The sequence below is a fragment of the Corynebacterium propinquum DSM 44285 genome (assembly GCF_000375525.1).
Lineage (GTDB): Bacteria > Actinomycetota > Actinomycetes > Mycobacteriales > Mycobacteriaceae > Corynebacterium > Corynebacterium propinquum.
Map to the genome: position 1 here is coordinate 38,475 of NZ_AQXC01000003.1, position 20,539 is coordinate 59,013.

Below are 20,539 nucleotides of genomic sequence, written 5' to 3' on the forward strand. Positions count from 1 at the left end.
AAAGGAACTTAAAACTTAATGAATACTAAGCAAATCGAGATATCCTCCGTCAATCATATTAGTGAGATCTTTAATCTGAATGATAATATTTCAGCCCTCATTACAAGCAACGACAAAACAGCCATCACTGACGGGGAGCTAAGATTTCACTACCCCGATAAAACCAGGGAAGTCGACAATTTTGAATTCTCGATTCAGATTCAAGTAAAAGGCAAGTTGTTAAAATCCGCAGATTTTCCAAAAACACTCAAATACAACATCAAAAAAATCAACTCAAAGCATTTTATAAGCTAAACGGAATTATATACTTTGTAGTATTAGTCACAAAGAGCAAAAAGAGGATGTATTACAGAATTCTTGGCCCGACAGATATCGAGCAGGAACTCAATCAGATAGGTGAAAAGAACTCAAAGCAGATAGAATTAGAATATTTTCCAACGATTCCTGAAGAGCAAAATGCGATACTTATTTTGGCAAGAAATAAATGCAGAAAACACAACATATTAACTGAAGAAATCTTAAAGGACACGGAAGCGCTCCATATCAGCTCAAATAATCCAATTGATTTGACACATCCCGGAAATGTCAGCTCAGGATCAATCAATGGACAATCTATTGAAGCACAGTTAGAGAATGGGCTCACTATACCTATTTCAGCTAGAATAGAATTTTGGCCTCAAAATTTTCTCCCACAGAGGCATCCTTCAGTTTTTAGGTCTGGAATTGTTACAATCGACGATGCTCACTGCCGAATAATTGATGATACTAATTTTGAAATAGCGTTGACACCCTCCCTTCAGATTATTATCCACCGTGGCTTAGAAGAAGGAACTCTGAACCTGTCGCCAGCTGACACTTTCGATGAAGCCCTGACATCACTCAATTTCGTGTGCAACTGGCATGAAAACCAGTTTCTTGAAATCGACCAGGTACAAACAAAATGGAAGATAAACCCTCCAAATTTGGAGGATCTTAAACAGCTGCGGAAGACATTTCACGATTTTTCGAAATTATTCACTCTTCTCGAGGTTGACGCCTCACTAATAAGAATTCAGGATTTCGAAGAAAATACCCGGCAACTCTCGGATATCTACCACTATTTTATCCTGAAACAGGACCTAATTCGAGAACATGACAAACTTGCTGCACATACACTCAAACTGGGGCCGTGGCAGCTCCTATTCTATTCTTTGAAAGATTACGATCGAGGCAAAAACATGCTCAAGAGCTTTGGTAATCTAGATGGACAACAGCTTTGGTGGGTTCCAAAAGATGATCCACAAAACGCCTGTCGTGTCACGCCGTTTGAGATGTACAGTCCTAATCAACTTTCTCAAATCCTAAACCTTGGGCTTAATAATATTATTAAGACATATGAGAACCATACAGATGACCACTCAAGGTTTAGTTTAGCAAACACCACCGTTTTAAAGCTCATTACTGCCGCAGATTTGCAACCAGTTCGCAACCAAGAGCTGCTTTCTGGAGCATTGAATCTCTCAAATTTTATCAGAGAAGACCTCTCTATGTCGGACATAGCGCAAATTAATGTTTGGCAAATTTCCAAACGTCTAGGAACATTATCAGATGATAACTACAATGATATCCGTAGGTTCCGGGATAACATAGGCCCAGATAACGATCAATGGCAGCAACTGAAGGCAGCGGCTTCAATTTTACTAGACAACCGCGATGACGTCTCTTACTATCTTAGGAACTTACCTGAGGATGATCGAAAAGCATTCCAGGATTCACCCATCTTTAAGCTTCATTCTGACCCAGAAATTCTTGATGCCCATGCAGAGGTTCAAAATCCCGCCAGTAAAAAGTGGCAAAAGTATAGGGAGAAAATACTCAACAGTAGATAGTCCCCCTCTGGGACCTGCCCATTACGTTGTTAGCAGTTCCACATCAGGGCACCGAAGGTTCATAACCTGTCCACCCGATTGGGCAGGCTATGTTTATGATCGTTCGCGCCGTCCGAAAGGACAGTGGAACTAGTCGCTGGCTTCGGTATGGCTTATTCCTGTCCCTGTCTGACAATGATCCAGGGGGGGGTGATGCCGCCGAAGACAATGACATACTCAAACTGCTAATAGGAACCTGACCCAGCCCAGGTGGTATGAGGTCTCACAGTAATGTGGATGCCAGCGTGAAGTATGTCCGACCAACCCCAGCGATGAAGCTTAAATAATCCAACTTCTCATTCATCGCTAGCAGGCACACACCCATGGCCTATGACTTCGTCATTGGCATGGACGTCGGCAAATACTTCCACCACGCCCGCGTCCTCGATCCCCAAGGCAGACAAGTCCTATCCAAACGCATCAACCAGCATGAAGGCTCGCTACGCAAGCTCTTCAGCACATTCCTCGCCGACGACGCCTCGGTCCTTGTCATTGTCGATCACCCAACAACATCGGCCGGTTAACCGTCGCAGTCGCCCAAGACATGGGCGTCGACATTCGCTATCTACCAGGGCTTGCGATGCGGCAGCTCTCTTATATCCACCTCGGCAACTCCAAGACCGATGCGCGCGATGCCTACGTCATCGCCCATGCCGGTCTTCACCTTCCGGATGCCTTGCGCAGCGTCGACCGCGTTGAGGAAGTCTTTATCCAGCTGAAAGTTCTCAACGGTATCGACGAAGACCTCGCCCGGGCCTACACACGCCTGATTAACCAGATGCGATCCGCGCTCGTGGGAACCTATCCTGCATTCGAACATGTCCTGCGCGGACAGACGATTCACCGAAAGTGGATCCTCCACCTACTTGCGAAATACGGAGGTCCCACCAAGATTCGACGCGTCGGTAAAGCACGCCTGGACCTGCCCCCATTTGGTGGACACCTGGTACCCAACCCAGTCGGGTTGGGAAGAAAGGTAATCTACCACCATGTCCAGGTATTCTGAAGATTTCAAACGCGATGCCGTTGCCCTGTATGAAAACAATGAGGAGCTCTCGCTGGACACGGCATCAGCAGAGCTCGGCATCAACCGAGTCTCGCTACATTCATGGGTCAAAAAGTACAGCACCGGCAAACGTGCCCGCACGAAAGCCGTACGTGATAAAGCCCAAGCAGCGAATGATTCTGAGCGAATCCGGCAGCTAGAAAAGGAAGTCTCCAAGCTGCGCGAAGAACGCGATATTCTGCGCAAGGCGGCCAAATATTTTGCTTAAAGCAGACTCACTGGTGATCCGCTTCCAGTTTGTCTATGACCACCGAACCGAGCACTCGGTTAAGCGGATGTGCCACGTGTTAAAGCTGAATCGTTCCTCGTTCTACAAATGGGTCAGCACCCGCGAAAAGCGCAGGTTAAAGATGCATTCTGACGGTCTTATTGGCGTAAAAATCAGGTCCATCTTTAATGATGAGCATGGTCTTTATGGTGCTAAACGCATCGCTGCAGCCTTGAAAGAGGACACGGCGTGTACCCCGGTCAATCACAAGAAAGTTGCACGAATCATGAAAGCCATGGGGTTAAAAGGCTTCAGCAAACGGCGTCGATGCATCACTACCAAGCGCAAGCCTGGCCACCGCGTCATGCCAGATTTAGCAGACCATACTCATGAGATCGATGTACGTGGAAATAGCGCAAGGACAATGACCAGCAATGCTCCGATTGCACCGAGGCCACGCTAGCTGTCTCTGCCTCGAAGCCTTATAACTAGGCCGATGCGAGTTTTTGATTCACCAATGCGTTAAGCGAAATGCCTTCAGATATAGCTTCAATTGCTAGCCGTCGATGCAATGAAGGCGACGTACGTACATTGAATTTGCCAGAGTACCGACGATTACCTAACGGAGTAGGAACTACCTCTCCCGAGGCTTCTAAATCCTCAACAACCTCAGCAACGAGGTCAAGCAAGCCCTGCTCTGCCTGCTGCCGATCCACATCCAACCACGACAACGAGGGGAACTCAGCTACGGTAGCCACGTATTCTTGGTCTTCTTCCGACCACGAGACTTGATAGGTGTACTTGTTAATATCCATCTCAATTACTCCGTTTACTTGTTCAGCGTATTAAGTTTCTCGATAGCTTCTAGAACTTGAATAACCTGGTATGGCTTGGCTTTGCCGTTGGCATTTTGAATATTGACACGAGGGTTGCCTGGCCATGGAGTTTTGTAAGTGCGGTGCGACGTCTTCTTTGAGTTACGGCATTCAAAATAGTGGTCGCATATTTTTTCTAAATCGGCAAATCTCACATTCTTTGGTGACCTTTTCATTGCCCTCAAGATACTGTCAATACTCTTCCCCATGCCAGGATAGTACCGTATATAGTACCATTCAACCTGGTTCATCTTGGATCTAATGCAGCGTTGACGTTGAAGCGTCCTGGGCAGGGAAATTGGATGTTATTAGCTCTCATCAGAAAACGGGCGAGATAAAGAGGCTCCGAGCGTAAACAGGCAATGAGATAGAGTGGCTGAGAACCTTAACACAGAGCTAAACCCAGAAAGTTAGTCTATGAAGGGCACCGTCCGCGACATCGTCCAACTATTCGGCGGCGTCGATAATGAGCTACATATCCCCGTCTACCAGCGCAATTATGATTGGGGTGAAGCACAATGTGCCCGTTTATTCGATGATCTGATTGAGGTTATCCGCTTCGACCGCAAGAAACACTTTTTCGGCGCCGTCGTCGGCAATGCAGAGCTGCTCACCTGGGTAGTCATCGACGGCCAGCAGCGCCTAACCACCACTAGCATCCTTATGCTGGCGATCGCAGATAGCCTGGAGGAAGGCGTCGTCAAGAGCTCTGACCCAGAACTCGGCAAGATCATCAAACGGAACTATTTGGTACGTCCAGGTAGCACGATGTCCGGCGAGAACAAGCTCAAGCTCAAACCAGTGAAAGACGACCTCGATGCCTACCGGCGCCTGCTATCCGGCGAGCAGCCGATCGAAAAGTCCACAGTGACGGCGAATTACCGATACTTCCGGGAGCGCATCGCCAAACAAGAACTCGACGGCGACGAGCTCTGGAATGCAGTCAACCGGCTGGAAGTCATGGCTTTGGATCTGGAATCGCACGATGATCCACAACGCATATTCGAATCCCTGAACTCCACGGGTAAAGAGCTCAAGGAATCAGACAAAATCCGCAACCTCGTGCTCATGGGGCTGGACACGAAAACCCAGAACGATCTCTACGAGCGTTACTGGAACCGGATTGAAAAGAACGTCAACTTCGATACCGATACCTTTGTACGCCTGTACCTGGTCTCACGAACACGGAAGACGCCACGCTTCGATGCAGTATACGAGGCATTCCGCAAATACCTGCAGGATCAGAATGCTCCAATCGAATCTGTCCTGCAGGACATGCACCAGTATTCAGGCTATTACTTCGAACTAAACACAGCGGCGACCGGGGTAGCTGCCGCTGACCGTCGGCTATGCCGTTTTAACCTGATGCAGCGTGATGTCGCCATGCCTACCATGATGCCGTTGGTGGCAGACCTGAAATCCGGGGCTATTACACCGGAAGACTTCACCCGGATTGTCACCATCATCGATTCCTATTTGTTCCGCCGTACCGTCGTCGGTGATGCATCGAATGCACTGAACAAGATATTCGCGACGCTGTATAACGAAGCCACCCGCATCCGGACGGAAGGCACCGACCTGGCAGAAGTGATTAGCTACTTGCTGCTGAAGCGTGCAGAGACCTCCGGGCGCTTCCCGGAAGACGATGAATTCCGGCTGGAATTTGCTACACGCAACTTCTATAAATTCCGTAGCCAATATCGCCAGTACATTTTCGAATGCCTCGAAAACCGTAACTCTAAAGACCACCTGGACGTTGCCAATGCCCTACAGGACGGCAGCGCCTCCATCGAACACATCATGCCGCGCACACTGACCAAAGAATGGCGCAATGAGCTAGGTGAAGATGCCGAAGAAACGCACGAAAAATGGGTGCACCGCATCGGAAATCTCACCATCACCGGCTACAACTCTGAATACAGCAACTACAGCTTTGCCAAAAAGAAATCCCTTCCCGAAGGATTCGATTCCTCGCCGTACCGGCTGAACAACTACGTACGGCAAGTAGATTCCTGGGGCCCGGAAGAGATCGCGGAACGAACCAACCGATTAACCGAGCAAGCCTTGGAATACTGGCCCATGTTGCAGACCGAGTTTGTGCCGGTTGTCGAACCGTTGCCCACCGTGCCGCTTGGGGAACACACAGATTTCAAACACCAGAAAATCGTTTCCTATGAGTTCGATGACTCCAAACACTCCGTCAAAAGCTTCAAAGAAATGGTCCGCGGCGTTTGCTTACAGTTGCTGAGTGAACACCACGAAGGGGTCTATGCCTATGCCGAAGAAGATGGCTTTGGGTTTGCACTGAGCAATGAACCTGTAAAAGATTTTGGCGAACTCACGCCTGGGCTCTGGGTGCTGCTGGATTGCAATACCAGCAAGAAAATGACTGTGCTGCGGCGCCTGTTCCACTACTTGGACATCGACACTGATTCTTTGGTGATCACGCTACGCAAAGAATCGAGCGCCCGAGATGAAGGCAACGATGATGAGCCAACCGGGAAGCATGCAGAGCTCACGAAATTTATCCCACAATTTGAAGAGCTAGAAGGATCGCGTGCCTCCGATTCCGATATCGCGAGTTTACAGTCCGAATATAACGAGGTACTGGCGGAATTTGCCCGCTCAGACTGGCAGCAGTTTTTGGCAGACGGCAGTTACCCGAACGTGAGTGATCCTGTATTGATTTCTCAACGGAGCATTGAGGAACTGCTGGCATCATTGTCTGCGCTACGGCAAGCCGAAACCTTCGTGCCGGGTCAGTTCCGCACCGCCTGCATCGATGGTACGTTCGCGAAAATCCTACAACGTTTGGAAGACATCGACGTGCCAGCGGAATAGCGAATTCACCATTGACAATGCAGGATTAGGCGCCAAAAGGGGATGCGGTCGTGTTGTCGTTTAGCCCGATTAGTCCGTTCCTTTACGCATAGTATTACATATTTATTTAGGGTTACGAGGGTCATTCTTGAATACTTTTGGCAGGTGATCAGTGGAGGTGTACCACTGGTGAACCGGTGGAGCCACGCTACCGAGTAGCCTAAGCAAGTCGTTCCTGTGGCGGCGGTATTCAACCGCGAAGATGGGTTCATGATGGGCGATCCGATTACGGAAGAGTCTTAGCCGATTAAGATCTGCTGCTAGCGCGTGGGGTTGTACATTGGAAAGAAAAGCTTGCCGAATCACCGCGTTCCAGAGTCGTTCTCGTCGCCGTTGGTTAAGGGGCCGTTTTCGAGGATGTGAACCGATCACCAGGCCGGTACCGGTATCACGGATCTTCTTAGCGTCCTCTGCCCGCCCCCCTAAATGTCCGAGCTTTTCCGCCAAACTCGTCTTTGAGGTCAAGGGGAGCCTGATCTATATATAACAGCCAATCACGGTGGCCGCCGTTGTTTTGACACCACTGCCCGAGGCTTTCGTCGACGGCGTTTCGAAGACTGACTTCAGTCACCGAAATAAGTGGCCAGAATGATGAGGATAATTCAGAATTCCAACGGTAAAGATCAAGAGCGCGACCAGGGTGACTCTGCATTTCTACGAGATAGGGATGCATACGGTCGGTGCCAATGCGCTTAAGGATATCCTGGTCGCGCTGAGTCTGTCTCCTTGATTTTTCGCCATAGATCTATACTCTCATTTAGTGAGAGGGCAGATGCCATAAGTGGCATACTGAACCCCATATAGAAGGCACTCTCGTCCGAACACCAGGCCCAGCCTGAAGCATCGCGGCGGGGGTGTTTTCGCATTGAGATGTACCTCCTTGAGTTCAGAGGGTCGTTGCAACACTTGGGTTAAACGCCAGCTGGCCTGGGGTTCTTTGCGTTGCCTCGCCACGCAGTCCTAAGCGCAAGCTTGTGCTTAGATACCGAAAGGCTTAGGGGCTCCTGGAAAGAATTAGTTACCGAGCTGCTCGTGCTCGTTCAGGTAATCACGCAAAGCTTCCGTAATAATCACGCGCTTAGGAACGCGCTCTTGCTTTTTAAAGCGGTCAAGGCGTTGGTTTAATGATTCCGGAATTTGGGCACTAATAGGAATCAGCTTTTCCTTTTGCCCCGCACGGTCACGAGCTTTGTCGCGCTGAGTAGCGACGTCCGTGAGCAACTTCAGGAAGTCACTGCTCGTCATATCTGCAGAGATGCGATCCGCAAGATCCGGGTGCTGTTGACGCAATAAATCTATTTCTGACTTCGAAAAATCCATACGTCCAATGTTATATGTGCAACGAAATTACTGCAATGAAAAATCGAAAGTTTTTTAGCTACCGGCAGCGCTACTATGGAGGATATTTTCTGTGAATTTCCCGGACAAAACAGCTTAAGCTGTGCATACTATTCCTATGCCGCTTCCTACCGAATTCACTGTCCTCGATTTCGAAACAGCCAACGAGATGCGTGCGTCGGCAAGAGCCCCATCGTTGCACACAACATGGCCTTTGATTATTCCGTCTGGCGAGCACACACAGAGCTCGGTAACCTGCCCGATTTTAGCAATCCCCGGCTTTGCACGCTGCGCATGGCCCGATACCTTTTGCAACGCCCCACCGGAACGAACGGGCTGGAAAGCCTGATCCACGACTACTGCCCCGGCCTGGCGTTCGCGCACCACGACGCCTCCGAGGACGCGCGGGTTACCGGCGAGCTATTCCTCGCGATGCTGCAACACCTGGAGATGCCGCTGGGGCAGCTCGTGGAGACCTTCGCACTCACGCAAGCACCGCGGCAACGCGGGAGTCTGGGCTCTGGTAGCGGTACCCGGCCAGTTCCGGCCCCTTGCAAATATTTCACTACCCCGGCGAGAATATCTACTCCTGAATAACAGAAACAGATAGCGCTCCACCGGGGCTTCATGGAATATTATAGCGCCTAGCTCCTCAGGCTTCACGAACGCAAAGCGTCACGGCGCTCAACCAACTAACCTGAAGGCATGAATACCGCGCCTTTGCTGCATTATCTGGAGCCTGCCGTCATTGATCGCGGCCACGAGCTTTTCCACAGAAACGCAGCCGAGATTACCGACATCCAACGTACTTTTAATTTGACGGAAGTCAGCGGCAACTGCCTGGGCTCGCAGGGCGATTTATACCACCCGCGTGTGGCTATGCATATATCACCCGACGGTGTGCTCCGAGCATTCATCGGGCATTGTTCCTGCCCCTACGGGATTAATTGCAAGCATACTGCCGCACTGTATTTGACCTACATGGCAGCGCAGCATAAGCAAGCCGATGATCCTGTGCAACCAGGGTGGAAGCATGACTTAGACAATATTTTCTCTCCTACCAGGCCGGGTGGCCTGCGCCAACGGCACCAGAGACAGCCATCCCAACCCCAGACGACGCAGACTGAGCGTTCTACCCGGCTTGCACTCTTGTTTAATTATTCTCCGGCCGGTGTACGCGAAACCCACTGGGGTCCAATCAACGCACCGGCAAGCCTGTCTGTGGAATTGGTTCGCCCTACGAAAAACCAGATCAACAAACGTAGCTGGGCCAAAACCGACGTGAGCTTTCACCGCTTCCTTAACCAGACCTATGCGCCCACAATTTTGCCCGCTCATGAGCAGGCAGCACAGAAATTAACAGATGCGTTTATAGACCACGAAATATATTTCGATAGCCAGCACACGCTGGCACCATTAACGCATATTGACAATGCAGAACCCCTCAAAGCCATCGCCCGTACCGCAGCAGAAGGCATCGAATTGGTCGATGCCACCAGCAATGGCCGCATCATCTTCCACGACGGCCTGGTACGCCCCTACCTGGCACTTCACCAGCGCGACGATGGCGATATTCAGTTAACCGCAACACTGCACCTCCACGCCGCAGGCTATATCGAACCAGAATTAGTGCTCGGATACCCCGGCTTTGGGGCGGTGTGGCGCGATGAAACCGAAACGCTCCACATTGCGCGTTTTACAGAACCAGCCAGCGAGCAATGGCGAAGGCTCCACGAAGTGGAACACACGGTACGCATCCCGGACGAGGATAAAGATGAATTCGAAGCAGATTTTTTAGACCGCCTGGACAACAACACTCCGTGGACCAGCCCAGATAAATCTTTTACCCCAGGCCCACCACCAGCCCCACATCTCCGGGTTGATATTTCGACAGACCGGCAAGCCAACCACCCCTTAGCAGCGGAATTCGCCTGGTATTTCGTATATGGCAGGCGCGCAGTCTCCCTGCCAGATGCCGGGCACCACGCTTCGTCTGATCCACGTCGCAACGCCGATGCCGAACAGGAACTACTCGGAAAACTCTGGTTCACGCCACGCAACGCCACCCTGCACGGTGCAGAATTACTAGATTTCTTCCACACCGGGCTGCCACGGCTGGAACAACTGGGCGTCGACGTGCACATCGCTGATGCCGCCCAACGCACAGCGGCACTGACCCCGGCGTCCGACGTCGATGTCGCAGTTGCTGCCCACCGCGGGGCTAATGACTGGTTTGGCCTGGACGTGCAGGTTGTGGTGGATCAACAGCCGGTTCCTATAGCGCAACTGATCGCAGCGTTGAACGATCCGCACCGGCTGCTCATCCTCGACAACGGCACCTATGCTGATTTGAACAATGCAGAATACGACGCCTTCGCCAGGTTGTTGGAGGAAGCACGAGCCCTGGGCGACACTCGTTCTTCCCGCCCTCAGGTTCCCCGCGTGCGTACGTCCTTTTGGGATGAGTTGGAAGCGCTCGAATCCATCAATTTCACCCCGGATGAGTGGCTGCGCAGCGCCCTCGATGCAGTGCACGAACCAGTGGGGGAACTCGCCGTGCCAGCTGAGCTGCGGGCGGAGTTACGGCCCTACCAAGAAACTGGTTTTCGCTGGTTAGCGGGACTCAATCGGCGTGGTTTTGGCGGTGTGCTTGCCGACGACATGGGCCTCGGCAAAACCCTGCAGGTGTTATCAATGATCGTCGATTCTCCAGAACGCCCATGGCTCGTTGTCGCGCCCACGTCTGTAGTGAGTAACTGGGCACGCGAGGTAGCAAAATTCGCCCCGCACCTGAAAGCGGCTATGGTGAATGCGACCGGCAAGCGTCGTGAACAATCCCTTTCCCAGCTTGCCGACGATAACGACATCGTCATTACCTCATATACCTTGTTGCGCCTCGAAGCTGCCCAGTACCAGGACATCGACTGGGCCGGGGTAATTCTCGACGAAGCACAGCACGCGAAAAACCCTGCCTCGAAGATCTTCAGCACAATCCGCGACCTGCGGGTGGCCAAAAAATTCGCCATCACCGGCACTCCGATCGAAAACTCCCTGTCCGATGCGTGGTCCATGTTTTCCCTGACCACCCCGGGATTGCTCGGCAATGTGAAACAATTCCGCGAGCACTTCGAACGGCCAATTTCGCGTGGCGACGACGAGAAGATGGAGGTGTTGCGTCAACGCACGTCCCCATTTTTGCTGCGACGGCGAAAAGCCGATGTGGCTCTTGACCTTCCGCCAATCCAAACCCAGGTGGTTCCGGTGGAATTAGCTGCTAACCACCGCAAGCTCTATGATCTGCATTTTGCTCGGGAGCGGCAGCGCATTCTGGGGCTGCTTGCCGACGATCCGGATGGCAACCGCATCGAGGTGCTCGCTGCCATTACGCGCCTGCGGCAATTAGCCATTGATCCACAGCTGGCTATCCCCGACTCCACCGCAACCTCATCGAAGTTGCGGGTATTGGATGAGCTGTTAGAAAGCATCGTGCAAGAAGGCCACCGCGTGCTAATTTTCAGCCAATTCACCACCTTTTTGCGCAAAGTACGGGAGCATTTGGAGGCAGCTGATATTCCTACGAGCTATCTCGATGGCCAGACCAAAAACCGGCAGGACGTCATCGACGAATTCAGCAATGGTGACAACCAAATCTTTTTGATTAGCTTGAAAGCAGGCGGAGTGGGACTCAACCTGACTTCTGCTAATTACGTGATTCTGCTTGATCCGTGGTGGAACCCAGCTGCAGAACAACAAGCCATTGACCGCGCTCACCGTATTGGCCAAAAAGTTCCAGTGACTGTATTCCGTCTGGTGTCCACGGATACCATCGAAGATCAGGTTGTCGCGTTGCAGGATTCCAAGCGCGAGCTCATGGAAAACTTCTTAGAACCCGGCCAGTCCGGCCAGACCGGTGGTGTCGAATTAAACGCCGATGTCCTCCGGGAGCTCTTCGACGCCGACTAGGGCAACGGAGATGGCTGGGATGGCCGAGATGGTTCTACTCTAACAATGTTAGAGTAGCTTTAGAGTAGATTTAATAGTAGCCTGTTTGTACTGGTCAAAGGCATTTTCTACTCTAAAATCTAGTTTTAGAGTACTTTAGAGTAGCTTTACAGTAGGCCGCGCTTCGCCGACAGCACCAGGTCAAGCTTCTCCATCGGTTATTCGAGTGACCACGTAGCACGGGGATCATTCGGGCTCTGTTTATGCCACACAACCAAGCCACGCGAATGCAACTCTTTCAAATGGCGCAGCACAGTAGGACGCGCAAGGCTTACTAACTCGGTGATTTCCCCAGTCCCTAATTGTTTTTGGGACTGCCGGAGCACCTTGAGAATTTCCAATGCTGCCCGCCCCAAATCTCGGGTTAAATCCGCTGGAATAGCATTGCTCGCATGCAAAGTCAGTTTTACTGACTCGTTGACCTGCTCATACACTGGATCCACTAGGCCCGATGTGCGCATCTCCTGGAATATACGTCGAATACCTTCACCTAATTCCTGAGTAATCCCGAGATCCGCACATACCCTTGCAATGCGAGGGTTACGCGCGTTCCGGCTGATCTGCTCCGGGTTATCAATCCGATTCAGTCCCAAAAACCTGCCAGGATTAGTAATCTCTATACGGTTAGGAAAGATTTCTACCCGAATATGATCACCGCCCATGCTGTACGAACGGTGAACCAACGCATTTACCAAGCCTTCAAGCCATGCGTCCTTCGGAACAATTGCATGAGGCACAAACCGCCCGGCATCCCCCAACGCCTGCCGCTTAGGCATGAGCTGCTCAATAGCTTCTATCGCTGCCGAAAGCTGCTCAGGGATCGAGCCTTCAGCGCGTATATCTCCCCCGTGAACAAGATTTTGCCGACGCCCGGCACCGCGATCATTATCGTCATAGCGCAGAACTCTTACATGCGCATTGGGATAAAAAACCTGAGGTCGGTGCGCGAACAGTAGCACTGCCGCGACTGTAACCTCCCCTTTTCGGGTCAATAAATCCCGTGCTTGCAACGCTAGTTGCGGGGTTGATGATGTAAGCAACGCCCGGAATTCCTCTACCTTTTGCGGATCCAAAACCTCCTCGAAACTTCCCCCACCAGGTACTGACGTCGACTCAAACCGTGACGCTCCCCGATCCCATTCAAGTTCTTGCCGCTGCGCAAACGACAACTTCAGGGTGGAATCCCCCATACGCTGGTAACAATCCCCGCGATTATCCTGGTGCACATATTCGGACATACCAACCCCGTAACTTTAGAGTAGATTTAATAGTAGCTCATTTACGCTGCTCACGGGGATTTTCTACTCTAACGTCTAGTGTTAGAGTACTTTAGAGTAGCTTTACAGTAGATCGACCACACACTACCGCAGCTCCCGCAAACCCCCATCTAGGCGGCGGGTAATCCCCTGCTCATCGAGGTACTCCAGCAGCGGGATGGCCACCCGGCGCGTAGTGCCCAACGCTTTCCGAGCAGCCGACAACGTAAACGGTTGTTCCAACTGCGCAATACGCTGTTTCGCTTGCTGCGGCGCACTCGGCAGCACAATGATCCCCTGGCCAAGCCGCAACAATCGCCCAGCATTTTCCGCCGCCGCCAACTGCTTGGCACCCAACCGGAGTTCCTGCAGCTCATCCGCCTCCGGGGCGGCAAACGGGTCGTCGGCAAGCCAGGCCTCCAGTTTGGCAACAGACGCCTCGGCCTCACCCAAATCCACCTTGTGCCCAGGCAGGCGCACCACACCATCGGCCTGTTCCACCTTGGCTGCAGCCACCGCGATGCCCAACAGGGGATCCTCCTGCAACTCCAGCGCATCCATCGCAGCCTTGCGCGGCATACCGGCCGCCAGCGGATTATCCTGCGCATGCTTTTCCAGCGCGACCAGCAGCTGATTCTTCCAGCGCGTGATCTCCCGGGCGGCAATCCACCACTCACGGAAAACGATAATGCCCTGCGGCGGGGCGGCCGGATCATCCACGGCAAACCCGGCGCGCTGCAGCTTGTCGACGGGCACGTAACCGACGCGCTGGATGTACCCGGTGGGATCGGTGAACGGACTCGGGCTGGCCGCGGGAGTGCTGGCCGCGGCAGTAGTGGTGGCATCGCTGGGGCTGCGGTCATTGCGGTCGCGACCAGCGCTGTTGCCGTCGGCAAGCAGTTCCAATTCCTCTGCACGCCGACGCGCCGCGCCACGACGGTTCAGCTCCGGCGGGTACACATCAATAACCTGCACCCCGGCACTCACATGCCGCCCGCCCGGGCTGCGCACCACGAAGCGATCCAACAACTGCAGCGGCAACGGGTACGCCAAACTCAAGCGCGCATAATCCGCGGACAACGGCCGCACGTGCGCCTCCAGCCCAGCGGTGCCAATGTGAACGACGATATTCTGCGGCAACTCATAAAAATCCTGGCCAAAGGTGCGGCGCACATCGATCTGTTCCACCAGCTCCCACGCACCCGGGCTCAGCAGGCTGTGGCCGCGGTGGATGGCATCGGCACTGATCCCGCGCAGATTCACCGCCACCCGCGAAGTCGGCTCCAGCACCTGGTGGGCCGTATTTTCGCTGTGCAGGCCGCGGACCTCTACCTCGCGGGTCCCTTCCGGGCTGGCCAGCTGCAACTTATCGCCCACCCGCAGCGTGCCCGCCGCCAACGTGCCCGTGACCACGGTGCCAGCACCTTTCACGGAAAACGCGCGATCGATCCACACGCGCACACGCGCCTGCGGGTCCGGGGCAGGCACCCGAGCAAGCACCTGATCCAGCACCTGCCGCATCTGCGCAATGCCCTCGCCGGTATGGGCAGAAACCTCAACCAGGGGTGCGTCGGCAAGCGCGGTGCCAGCTAGCTCATGGCGCACCTGGGCGGTGACCTCGGCGCGACGGGCGGCACCTGCACGATCAGCGCGAGTCACAGCGATCAACCCATACTGGATGTCCAAGGCGCGCAGCGCATCGCGGTGATCCGTCGACTGCGCCTGCCAGCCCTCATCGGCAGCGACCACGAAAATGACCACCGGCGCCGGGCCCACACCGGCGAGCATATTGCCCAAAAACTTCTCGTGCCCCGGCACATCCACGAACGCCACATCCGCGCCCGACGGCAACGTAGTCCAGACAAACCCCAGGTCGATGGTCAGCCCGCGGCGCTTTTCTTCCGCCCAGCGGTCCGGGTCCATATCCGTCAGCGCCCGAACGAGTGCGGATTTCCCGTGGTCAACGTGACCGGCAGTGGCCACCACGTGCATTTAATTCGCCTCCTGGGGTTGCGGGGGTTGCTTGGCCGGGTTGGCTGGATTGGTCTGGGTGGGCCGATTGGCCGGGTTCGCCTGCTGAGCCTGGACGCCCCGGATGGTCTGGGCCAGCAGCTCGTCCTGATTTTCCGGCACGCAACGCACATCCACCAGGCACTGGCCATCATGCACGCGCGCAATCACCGGCGGGCTGGCCTGCCGCAATGGTGCAGCCAACGACTCCGGCAGAGCAACCGCCACACCAGGCAGCGGATACTCCGGGGCTCCCCCACCGCCGACACGCCCATCATGGGTGCGCACGCGGCCATCGACGGCGTCGGCAAGCGCCTGTGTGCGCTCGCGATAACGCTGCGGGTCGATATGCAACGCATCCTGCACGGCATTCGACGGCGTCGCCACCGCTGCGTGCAGAGCATTCAGCCGCAACTTATCAATGCGCACCGCCCGCGCCAGCGGATGCTTTTTCATTTTCGCAATCGCCTCGGCACGCCCCAGCACAATGCCCGCCTGCGGGCCGCCGAGCAGCTTATCGCCACTAGCAATCACTACATCCGCCCCGGCAGCCAGCTGGCTATGAATATCTGGTTCCTCCGGCAACGCGGGATCATGCGTGAGCAGGCCCGAACCGAGGTCCACGAGCAAATACTTGCCGTGCGCGCGCGTGAGCTCCCGTAGCGTGCCGACGCCCACTGCCGCCGTAAAGCCTTCCATGCGGAAATTCGACGGGTGCACTTTCAGAATCGCGCCGGTATCCGCGGTGATGGCGTTGGCATAATCCGCCAGGTGCGTGCGGTTGGTCGCGCCGATCTCGCGCAGGCGCGTCGCGGTGGATTCGATGAGCTCTGGCAGACGGAACCCGGCGCCAATCTCAATCAGCTCGCCGCGGGAGATAATCACTTCCTGGTTTGGCGCTAGCGCGGCCGTGGCCAGCAACAACGCGGAAGCCCCGTTGTTCACGATCAGCGCGTCCTCCGCCGCCGGGCACGCATCCAGCAACGCCTGCGTGGCACCCGCCCCACGGTTGGTGGAACGCTTACCGCTGGCCAGGTCCATTTCCACATCCGTATACGATGCCGCAGCCTGCAGCGCCGCCACAGCAGCCGGTGGCAGCGGGGCGCGGCCCAGGTTCGTGTGAATGATCACCCCGGTGGCATTAATGACCGGGTGCAGGGAAAACGGTTGCTGCGCGCGGAGGTTTTCGGTGATGCGCTCTTCGATGGACTCGACGGTGATGGCCCCGCGGCGGGCGTCGGCAAGAATGTTTTTTATGGTCGCGCGGATGGTGTGTTCCGCCAGGCGCTGCCGCGCGTGTTCGACGGCGGGAAGCTGCAACAGTTGGTCCATCTTCGGGATATTCCGGCGGGGATCGGTGTCAGGAGTTAAAGGATCAGGCGTTAAAGGATCAGGCACCGTGGCGACCTCCTTGCGGGGCGGGAAACTTGCCTGCGCTGTGGCAAAACTAGTGTTGGGGCAAAACTAGTGGCGGAGACGGACAGGAATCGAACCTGCCAGACCGAGATGCTCGGCCTCACCGGTTTTGAAGACCGGGGCGCCCACCAGGAACGCATACGCCTCCACCGCGTCATGGTACAGGCCAATAAAACCCCACGTAGCATGGGCCTATGAGCGAAGCAACCGAATCCGCCAACACTGCAACAACCAATGCCGCACCCATCAACCTCACCTCGTTTGCCGCCGGCGGTGGCTGCGCCTGCAAGATCCCGGCCGGCGAGTTGGAATCAGCCGTCGAAGGGCTCATCGGCACAGCCGACCCCAACGTACTGGTCGGGCTGGACGACGGCGACGATGCCGCAGCCGTGAAAATCCAAGACGGGCTGGCGGTGATCTCCACCGCGGACTTTTTCACCCCCATGCTCAACGACCCCTATGACTGGGGCCGGGTGGCCGCCGCCAATGCGCTTTCCGACGTCTACGCCATGGGCGGCACCCCGGTGACCGCGATCAACCTCGTGGGCTGGCCCAACGACGTACTCGGCCTGGATGTTCTGCGCGAAGTCCTGCGCGGCGGGATGGACGTGGCCACCCAAGCAGGAATTTCTGTCACCGGTGGGCACTCGATCACCGCTCCGGAACCGATGTACGGCATGGCGGCCACCGGCATCGTCGCCCCGGACAAGCTCATGCGCAACGACGCCGCCCAGCCGGGTCTACCCATCACGCTGACCAAGCCGATTGGCGTGGGCATTCTCAATAACAAGCACAAAGCCACCGGGGAGGTGTCCCAAGCGGCTGTTGCTTCCATGACCGCCCTCAACCGGGAAGCGTCGCAGGCCGCGCTGGCCAGTGGCGCGCGGGCGGCCACCGATGTCACCGGCTTCGGTTTGCTGGGCCACTTGTACAAGATGTGCCGGGCCTCCGGGGTGGCCGCTGAGCTGGACTTTTCCGCAGTACCCGCCATCGACGGCGCCAAGGAAGCTCTTGCCGACGGCTTCATCCCCGGTGGTTCGCGCCGCAACCTGGATTGGGTGCGCCCGCACTTGTCGGTGGAATCGGAGGCGATTTCGGAAGAAGACTTGATCTTCCTTGCCGACGCCCAAACCTCCGGCGGTTTGCTGGTAATCGGCGAAGTGCCTGGTTACCCGGTTATCGGCCGCACCGTGGAACGCAGCGTGGAACGAGACGACAACACCGCATATATCTCGGTGCGCTAATCCGGCGTCACCACATCCCCGGCTAATCCCTGCTGCTCACGGCGGCGCTGCGCACGCCGCTTCTGCGGACCAATGGTGGTGGCCGGATCTTTCACTGCCTCCAGCCCGGCATCCAACACCCCGAAGCGCGTGCAGGCAGAACCGGCCAACAGCGACAAGCCCGAAAGCACCGAGACCGCACGGGATTTCGTCACCGCTGACACCGCAGCCCCCACACCACCAGCGGCAATGAGGTATTCCGAGGCCTTCATCAGTTTTCCCGACTTGCCGTGGTGCAAGGCCTCGCGCGGCTCCGGCTCCATGCCGTTTTCCAGCACCTTTGTGGCCACCAGATCACTCACAGCCGCCCCCATGGCTAACGCGCGGGCCGGACCCGCGCTGGCTACCGGCGTGGTCACCAGCGCACACCCAGATGCCGCCGCCGAAGCCGAAGACACAAACACGTACGGCAGGTGGTTTTTCATGTCGTTCCACACCGGGTTTGAGGTATTCGACAACAGCACCGCCGTATAACCAGCCAGCGGGCCGCCCAAAACACCCGTGGCCGCCCCAGCGGGCCCGGCGAGTTTCCGCAGCACAGTGCGCGCGAACTTCGGCAACGGCAGACCAGAACGACCCGCCATCTCATCGACTTCCACCAGCGCCGGAATCGCCGAGGCACTGGCAAAGCTCATCAAAATCCAGGAACCGATCGACATCGGCGAGGTCACCTTAAACACGCGGAACATATTCAACGCGCGCTCCGGCCTGCCCAAATCCAGAATCAAAAACACGGAACCGAGCGAGGCAGCACCAAGCGTCGTCAAGCGAGTTGTGCGCAGCAACGGCTTATTGCCCGTGGCCTGCGCGCCTGCGGCCAACATGCCGGAGCCGCCACTGATGCCGCCGAGGAACAAATAGACACCAATTGGCCATTCCCACGGCGGAGCCTTGACGACGGGTTTGCCGTAGTAGGAAGAAAACTCGAAGTCTTCTGCCATCCGCTCTTCTTTGGAACCATCCTGCGCACCAGCACCGGGCCGCTTGCGTTTCTTCTTCGGCTTTTTCCCGTCGAACTTGCGGTAGCGATTGGGGCGCTCGCCCTGCGGTGGGCGGTATTCATCGAAGTTGCTCACTTCCGACCTCCCAGCACGAACGCACCAGCCACGGCCAACGCCATGCCGCCGATGGCTTTCGCGGCGGTTTTATACATCTGCGGCAAATCGGCCGTCGGCACGCGCGGGTCCGGCGGCAAACCATAGACCTCGGGCGAATCCAGCAGCAAGAAAATCGAACCAGTGCCGCCCACGCCGTCCTGGTTGTTCGCACCGTACAGGCGGGCCTCGGTCAGGCCTTGCTCATGCAACACGCGCACGCGCTGTTTCGCTGCGGCCAGCATCTCCTCATAGGTACCGAATTGGATGGAATCCGTCGGGCAGGTCTTCGAACACGCGGGCTGCTCGCCGACTTTCAGCCGGTCGTAGCACATGGTGCATTTCTGGGCGACGCCAATATTTTTAATCGGCATGGATTTGCCCGGGGTGTGGTCGATCTTGTTCGGCCCTTGCAGGCCGCGTTGTTTCAGCTTCGCCAGCACGTTCACCCCGGCGTGCGAGTTGTCGTGATGCTCCACGGTGGCGGTTTTGTCCTGCTTCAGCGTCACCCCGCCGTCGTCACGACGCTCAATGACACCGAACGGGCACCCGGCCACGCAGGTGCCGCAGCCGTTGCACACATCATCTTGCACAACGACGGTGCCGTATTCCGTACGAAACAGCGCACCGGTCGGGCACACGTCCAGGCAGCCGGCGTTGGTGCAGTGCTTGCACACATCCGAGGACATCAACCAGCGGAAAGAGTCCGTATCCGGCGGGGTGGTCTCTGCTGTGGCACCCACGCTCGGGCCAGACTGCCCACCGATCGTCGGCAAGCCCAACGAAATCAGCTTCTTGCCCTCCGCACGAGACTGCTCAATGCGGTCGTTGTTCTGCTCCACAAACGCCACGTGCCGCCAGGTATTCGCCCCCAACGCGCCGGTATTGTCGTACGAATCGCCGGTCACCTCGTAGCCTTCCACGGGGTTACGGTTCCATTCTTTGCAGGCGACCTCGCAGGCCTTGCAGCCGATGCACACCGACGTATCCGTGAAAAACGCCATGCGCTGGTACTTGTCATAGCCGTGTGACGAGCCGTGTCCGGCGCCGTGTGCGGAGGCGTTTTCGGTCAGCAGCATGCTTTTACTTCCCTTCTTCGCTCTCATCGGGGCTGCGCTTGTCGACGCCGTCAGCGCCGTTCTTGCCGACGCTATGCTGGTCAGCGCCGTTCTCTGGCCCATACTCAGACTTGCCGACGGCATCC

Annotated in this window: 16 protein-coding genes, 1 tRNA gene and 1 pseudogene; 9 read left to right on the top strand and 9 right to left on the bottom strand. The window is 55.6% G+C overall.

What is annotated here, in order from left to right; all coding sequences use genetic code 11:
- Window positions 1-18 precede the first annotated feature (18 nt).
- From B142_RS0103600 to B142_RS13470, 5 genes and pseudogenes are all read left to right on the top strand, one after another.
- Window positions 19-294, top strand: coding sequence for a hypothetical protein (locus tag B142_RS0103600; protein WP_018120182.1), 276 nt, complete (start codon window positions 19-21; stop codon window positions 292-294).
- Window positions 295-341: 47 nt separating this feature from the next.
- Window positions 342-1,868: a hypothetical protein gene (locus tag B142_RS0103605; protein WP_018120183.1), complete on the top strand. Its 1,527-nt coding sequence runs from the start codon at window positions 342-344 to the stop codon at window positions 1,866-1,868.
- A 362-nt stretch (window positions 1,869-2,230) separates the two neighbouring features.
- Window positions 2,231-2,823, top strand: a pseudogene (locus B142_RS11785) (IS110 family transposase); the annotation flags it as partial.
- 73 nt (window positions 2,824-2,896) lie between these two features.
- Window positions 2,897-3,181 (top strand): IS3 family transposase, encoded by a 285-nt coding sequence (locus tag B142_RS0103615; protein WP_018120186.1) that lies wholly within the window; start codon window positions 2,897-2,899, stop codon window positions 3,179-3,181.
- On the top strand, window positions 3,174-3,644 hold the full coding sequence (locus B142_RS13470; protein WP_152671657.1) for an IS3 family transposase: 471 nt from the start codon (window positions 3,174-3,176) through the stop codon (window positions 3,642-3,644). Before B142_RS0103615 ends, B142_RS13470 begins: the two co-directional genes overlap by 8 nt.
- Window positions 3,645-3,669: 25 nt before the next feature.
- Here the strand turns inward: B142_RS13470 and B142_RS0103625 are convergent, their stop codons facing one another.
- Both B142_RS0103625 and B142_RS0103630 read right to left on the bottom strand, forming a co-directional pair.
- Complete coding sequence (locus tag B142_RS0103625) at window positions 3,670-3,996, bottom strand: type II toxin-antitoxin system HicB family antitoxin (protein ID WP_018120188.1); 327 nt, start codon at window positions 3,994-3,996, stop codon at window positions 3,670-3,672.
- Between the two features lie 14 nt (window positions 3,997-4,010).
- A complete protein-coding gene (locus tag B142_RS0103630) occupies window positions 4,011-4,265 on the bottom strand; it encodes a toxin HicA (RefSeq protein WP_026167811.1) in 255 nt (84 codons plus the stop codon).
- Between the two features lie 208 nt (window positions 4,266-4,473).
- Here B142_RS0103630 and B142_RS0103635 point away from each other — a divergent pair, with 208 nt between their 5' ends.
- Window positions 4,474-6,897: a DUF262 domain-containing protein gene (locus B142_RS0103635; RefSeq protein ID WP_018120190.1), complete on the top strand. Its 2,424-nt coding sequence runs from the start codon at window positions 4,474-4,476 to the stop codon at window positions 6,895-6,897.
- Between the two features lie 1,053 nt (window positions 6,898-7,950).
- On the opposite strand, the gene B142_RS0103640 is transcribed toward B142_RS0103635, so the two are convergent.
- The gene (locus tag B142_RS0103640) at window positions 7,951-8,256 is read right to left on the bottom strand and encodes a hypothetical protein (protein WP_018120191.1); all 306 of its coding nucleotides are present in this window, start codon (window positions 8,254-8,256) and stop codon (window positions 7,951-7,953) included.
- A 312-nt stretch (window positions 8,257-8,568) separates the two neighbouring features.
- On the opposite strand from B142_RS0103640, the gene B142_RS0103645 reads away from it, so the two are divergent.
- Together B142_RS0103645 and B142_RS11795 are read left to right on the top strand one after the other, a co-directional pair.
- Window positions 8,569-8,871 (top strand): PolC-type DNA polymerase III domain-containing protein, encoded by a 303-nt coding sequence (locus tag B142_RS0103645; protein WP_018120192.1) that lies wholly within the window; start codon window positions 8,569-8,571, stop codon window positions 8,869-8,871.
- 108 nt (window positions 8,872-8,979) lie between these two features.
- On the top strand, window positions 8,980-12,237 hold the full coding sequence (locus B142_RS11795) for a DEAD/DEAH box helicase (protein ID WP_018120193.1): 3,258 nt from the start codon (window positions 8,980-8,982) through the stop codon (window positions 12,235-12,237).
- A gap of 197 nt (window positions 12,238-12,434) precedes the next feature.
- Here the strand turns inward: B142_RS11795 and B142_RS11800 are convergent, their stop codons facing one another.
- The 4 genes from B142_RS11800 to B142_RS0103670 form a co-directional block, all read right to left on the bottom strand.
- On the bottom strand, window positions 12,435-13,514 hold the full coding sequence (locus B142_RS11800; protein WP_155860924.1) for an ATP-binding protein: 1,080 nt from the start codon (window positions 13,512-13,514) through the stop codon (window positions 12,435-12,437).
- Between the two features lie 123 nt (window positions 13,515-13,637).
- Window positions 13,638-15,524, bottom strand: a complete 1,887-nt coding sequence (gene selB / locus B142_RS0103660) for a selenocysteine-specific translation elongation factor (RefSeq protein WP_018120195.1) — start codon at window positions 15,522-15,524, stop codon at window positions 13,638-13,640.
- Window positions 15,525-16,940: an L-seryl-tRNA(Sec) selenium transferase gene (gene selA, locus B142_RS0103665; RefSeq protein ID WP_259816285.1), complete on the bottom strand. Its 1,416-nt coding sequence runs from the start codon at window positions 16,938-16,940 to the stop codon at window positions 15,525-15,527.
- Between the two features lie 70 nt (window positions 16,941-17,010).
- A tRNA-Sec gene (locus tag B142_RS0103670) sits at window positions 17,011-17,106 on the bottom strand.
- A 46-nt stretch (window positions 17,107-17,152) separates the two neighbouring features.
- On the opposite strand from B142_RS0103670, the gene selD reads away from it, so the two are divergent.
- Window positions 17,153-18,202: a selenide, water dikinase SelD gene (gene selD / locus B142_RS0103675; protein WP_018120197.1), complete on the top strand. Its 1,050-nt coding sequence runs from the start codon at window positions 17,153-17,155 to the stop codon at window positions 18,200-18,202.
- Here selD and nrfD read toward each other — a convergent pair.
- Window positions 18,199-19,317 carry an NrfD/PsrC family molybdoenzyme membrane anchor subunit gene (gene nrfD, locus B142_RS0103680; protein ID WP_018120198.1) on the bottom strand — a complete coding sequence of 373 codons (1,119 nt, stop codon included), beginning with the start codon at window positions 19,315-19,317 and terminating at the stop codon, window positions 18,199-18,201. The genes selD and nrfD overlap by 4 nt on opposite strands.
- Window positions 19,314-20,414 (bottom strand): 4Fe-4S dicluster domain-containing protein, encoded by a 1,101-nt coding sequence (locus B142_RS0103685; protein ID WP_018120199.1) that lies wholly within the window; start codon window positions 20,412-20,414, stop codon window positions 19,314-19,316. Before B142_RS0103685 ends, nrfD begins: the two co-directional genes overlap by 4 nt.
- Window positions 20,415-20,539 lie beyond the last annotated feature (125 nt).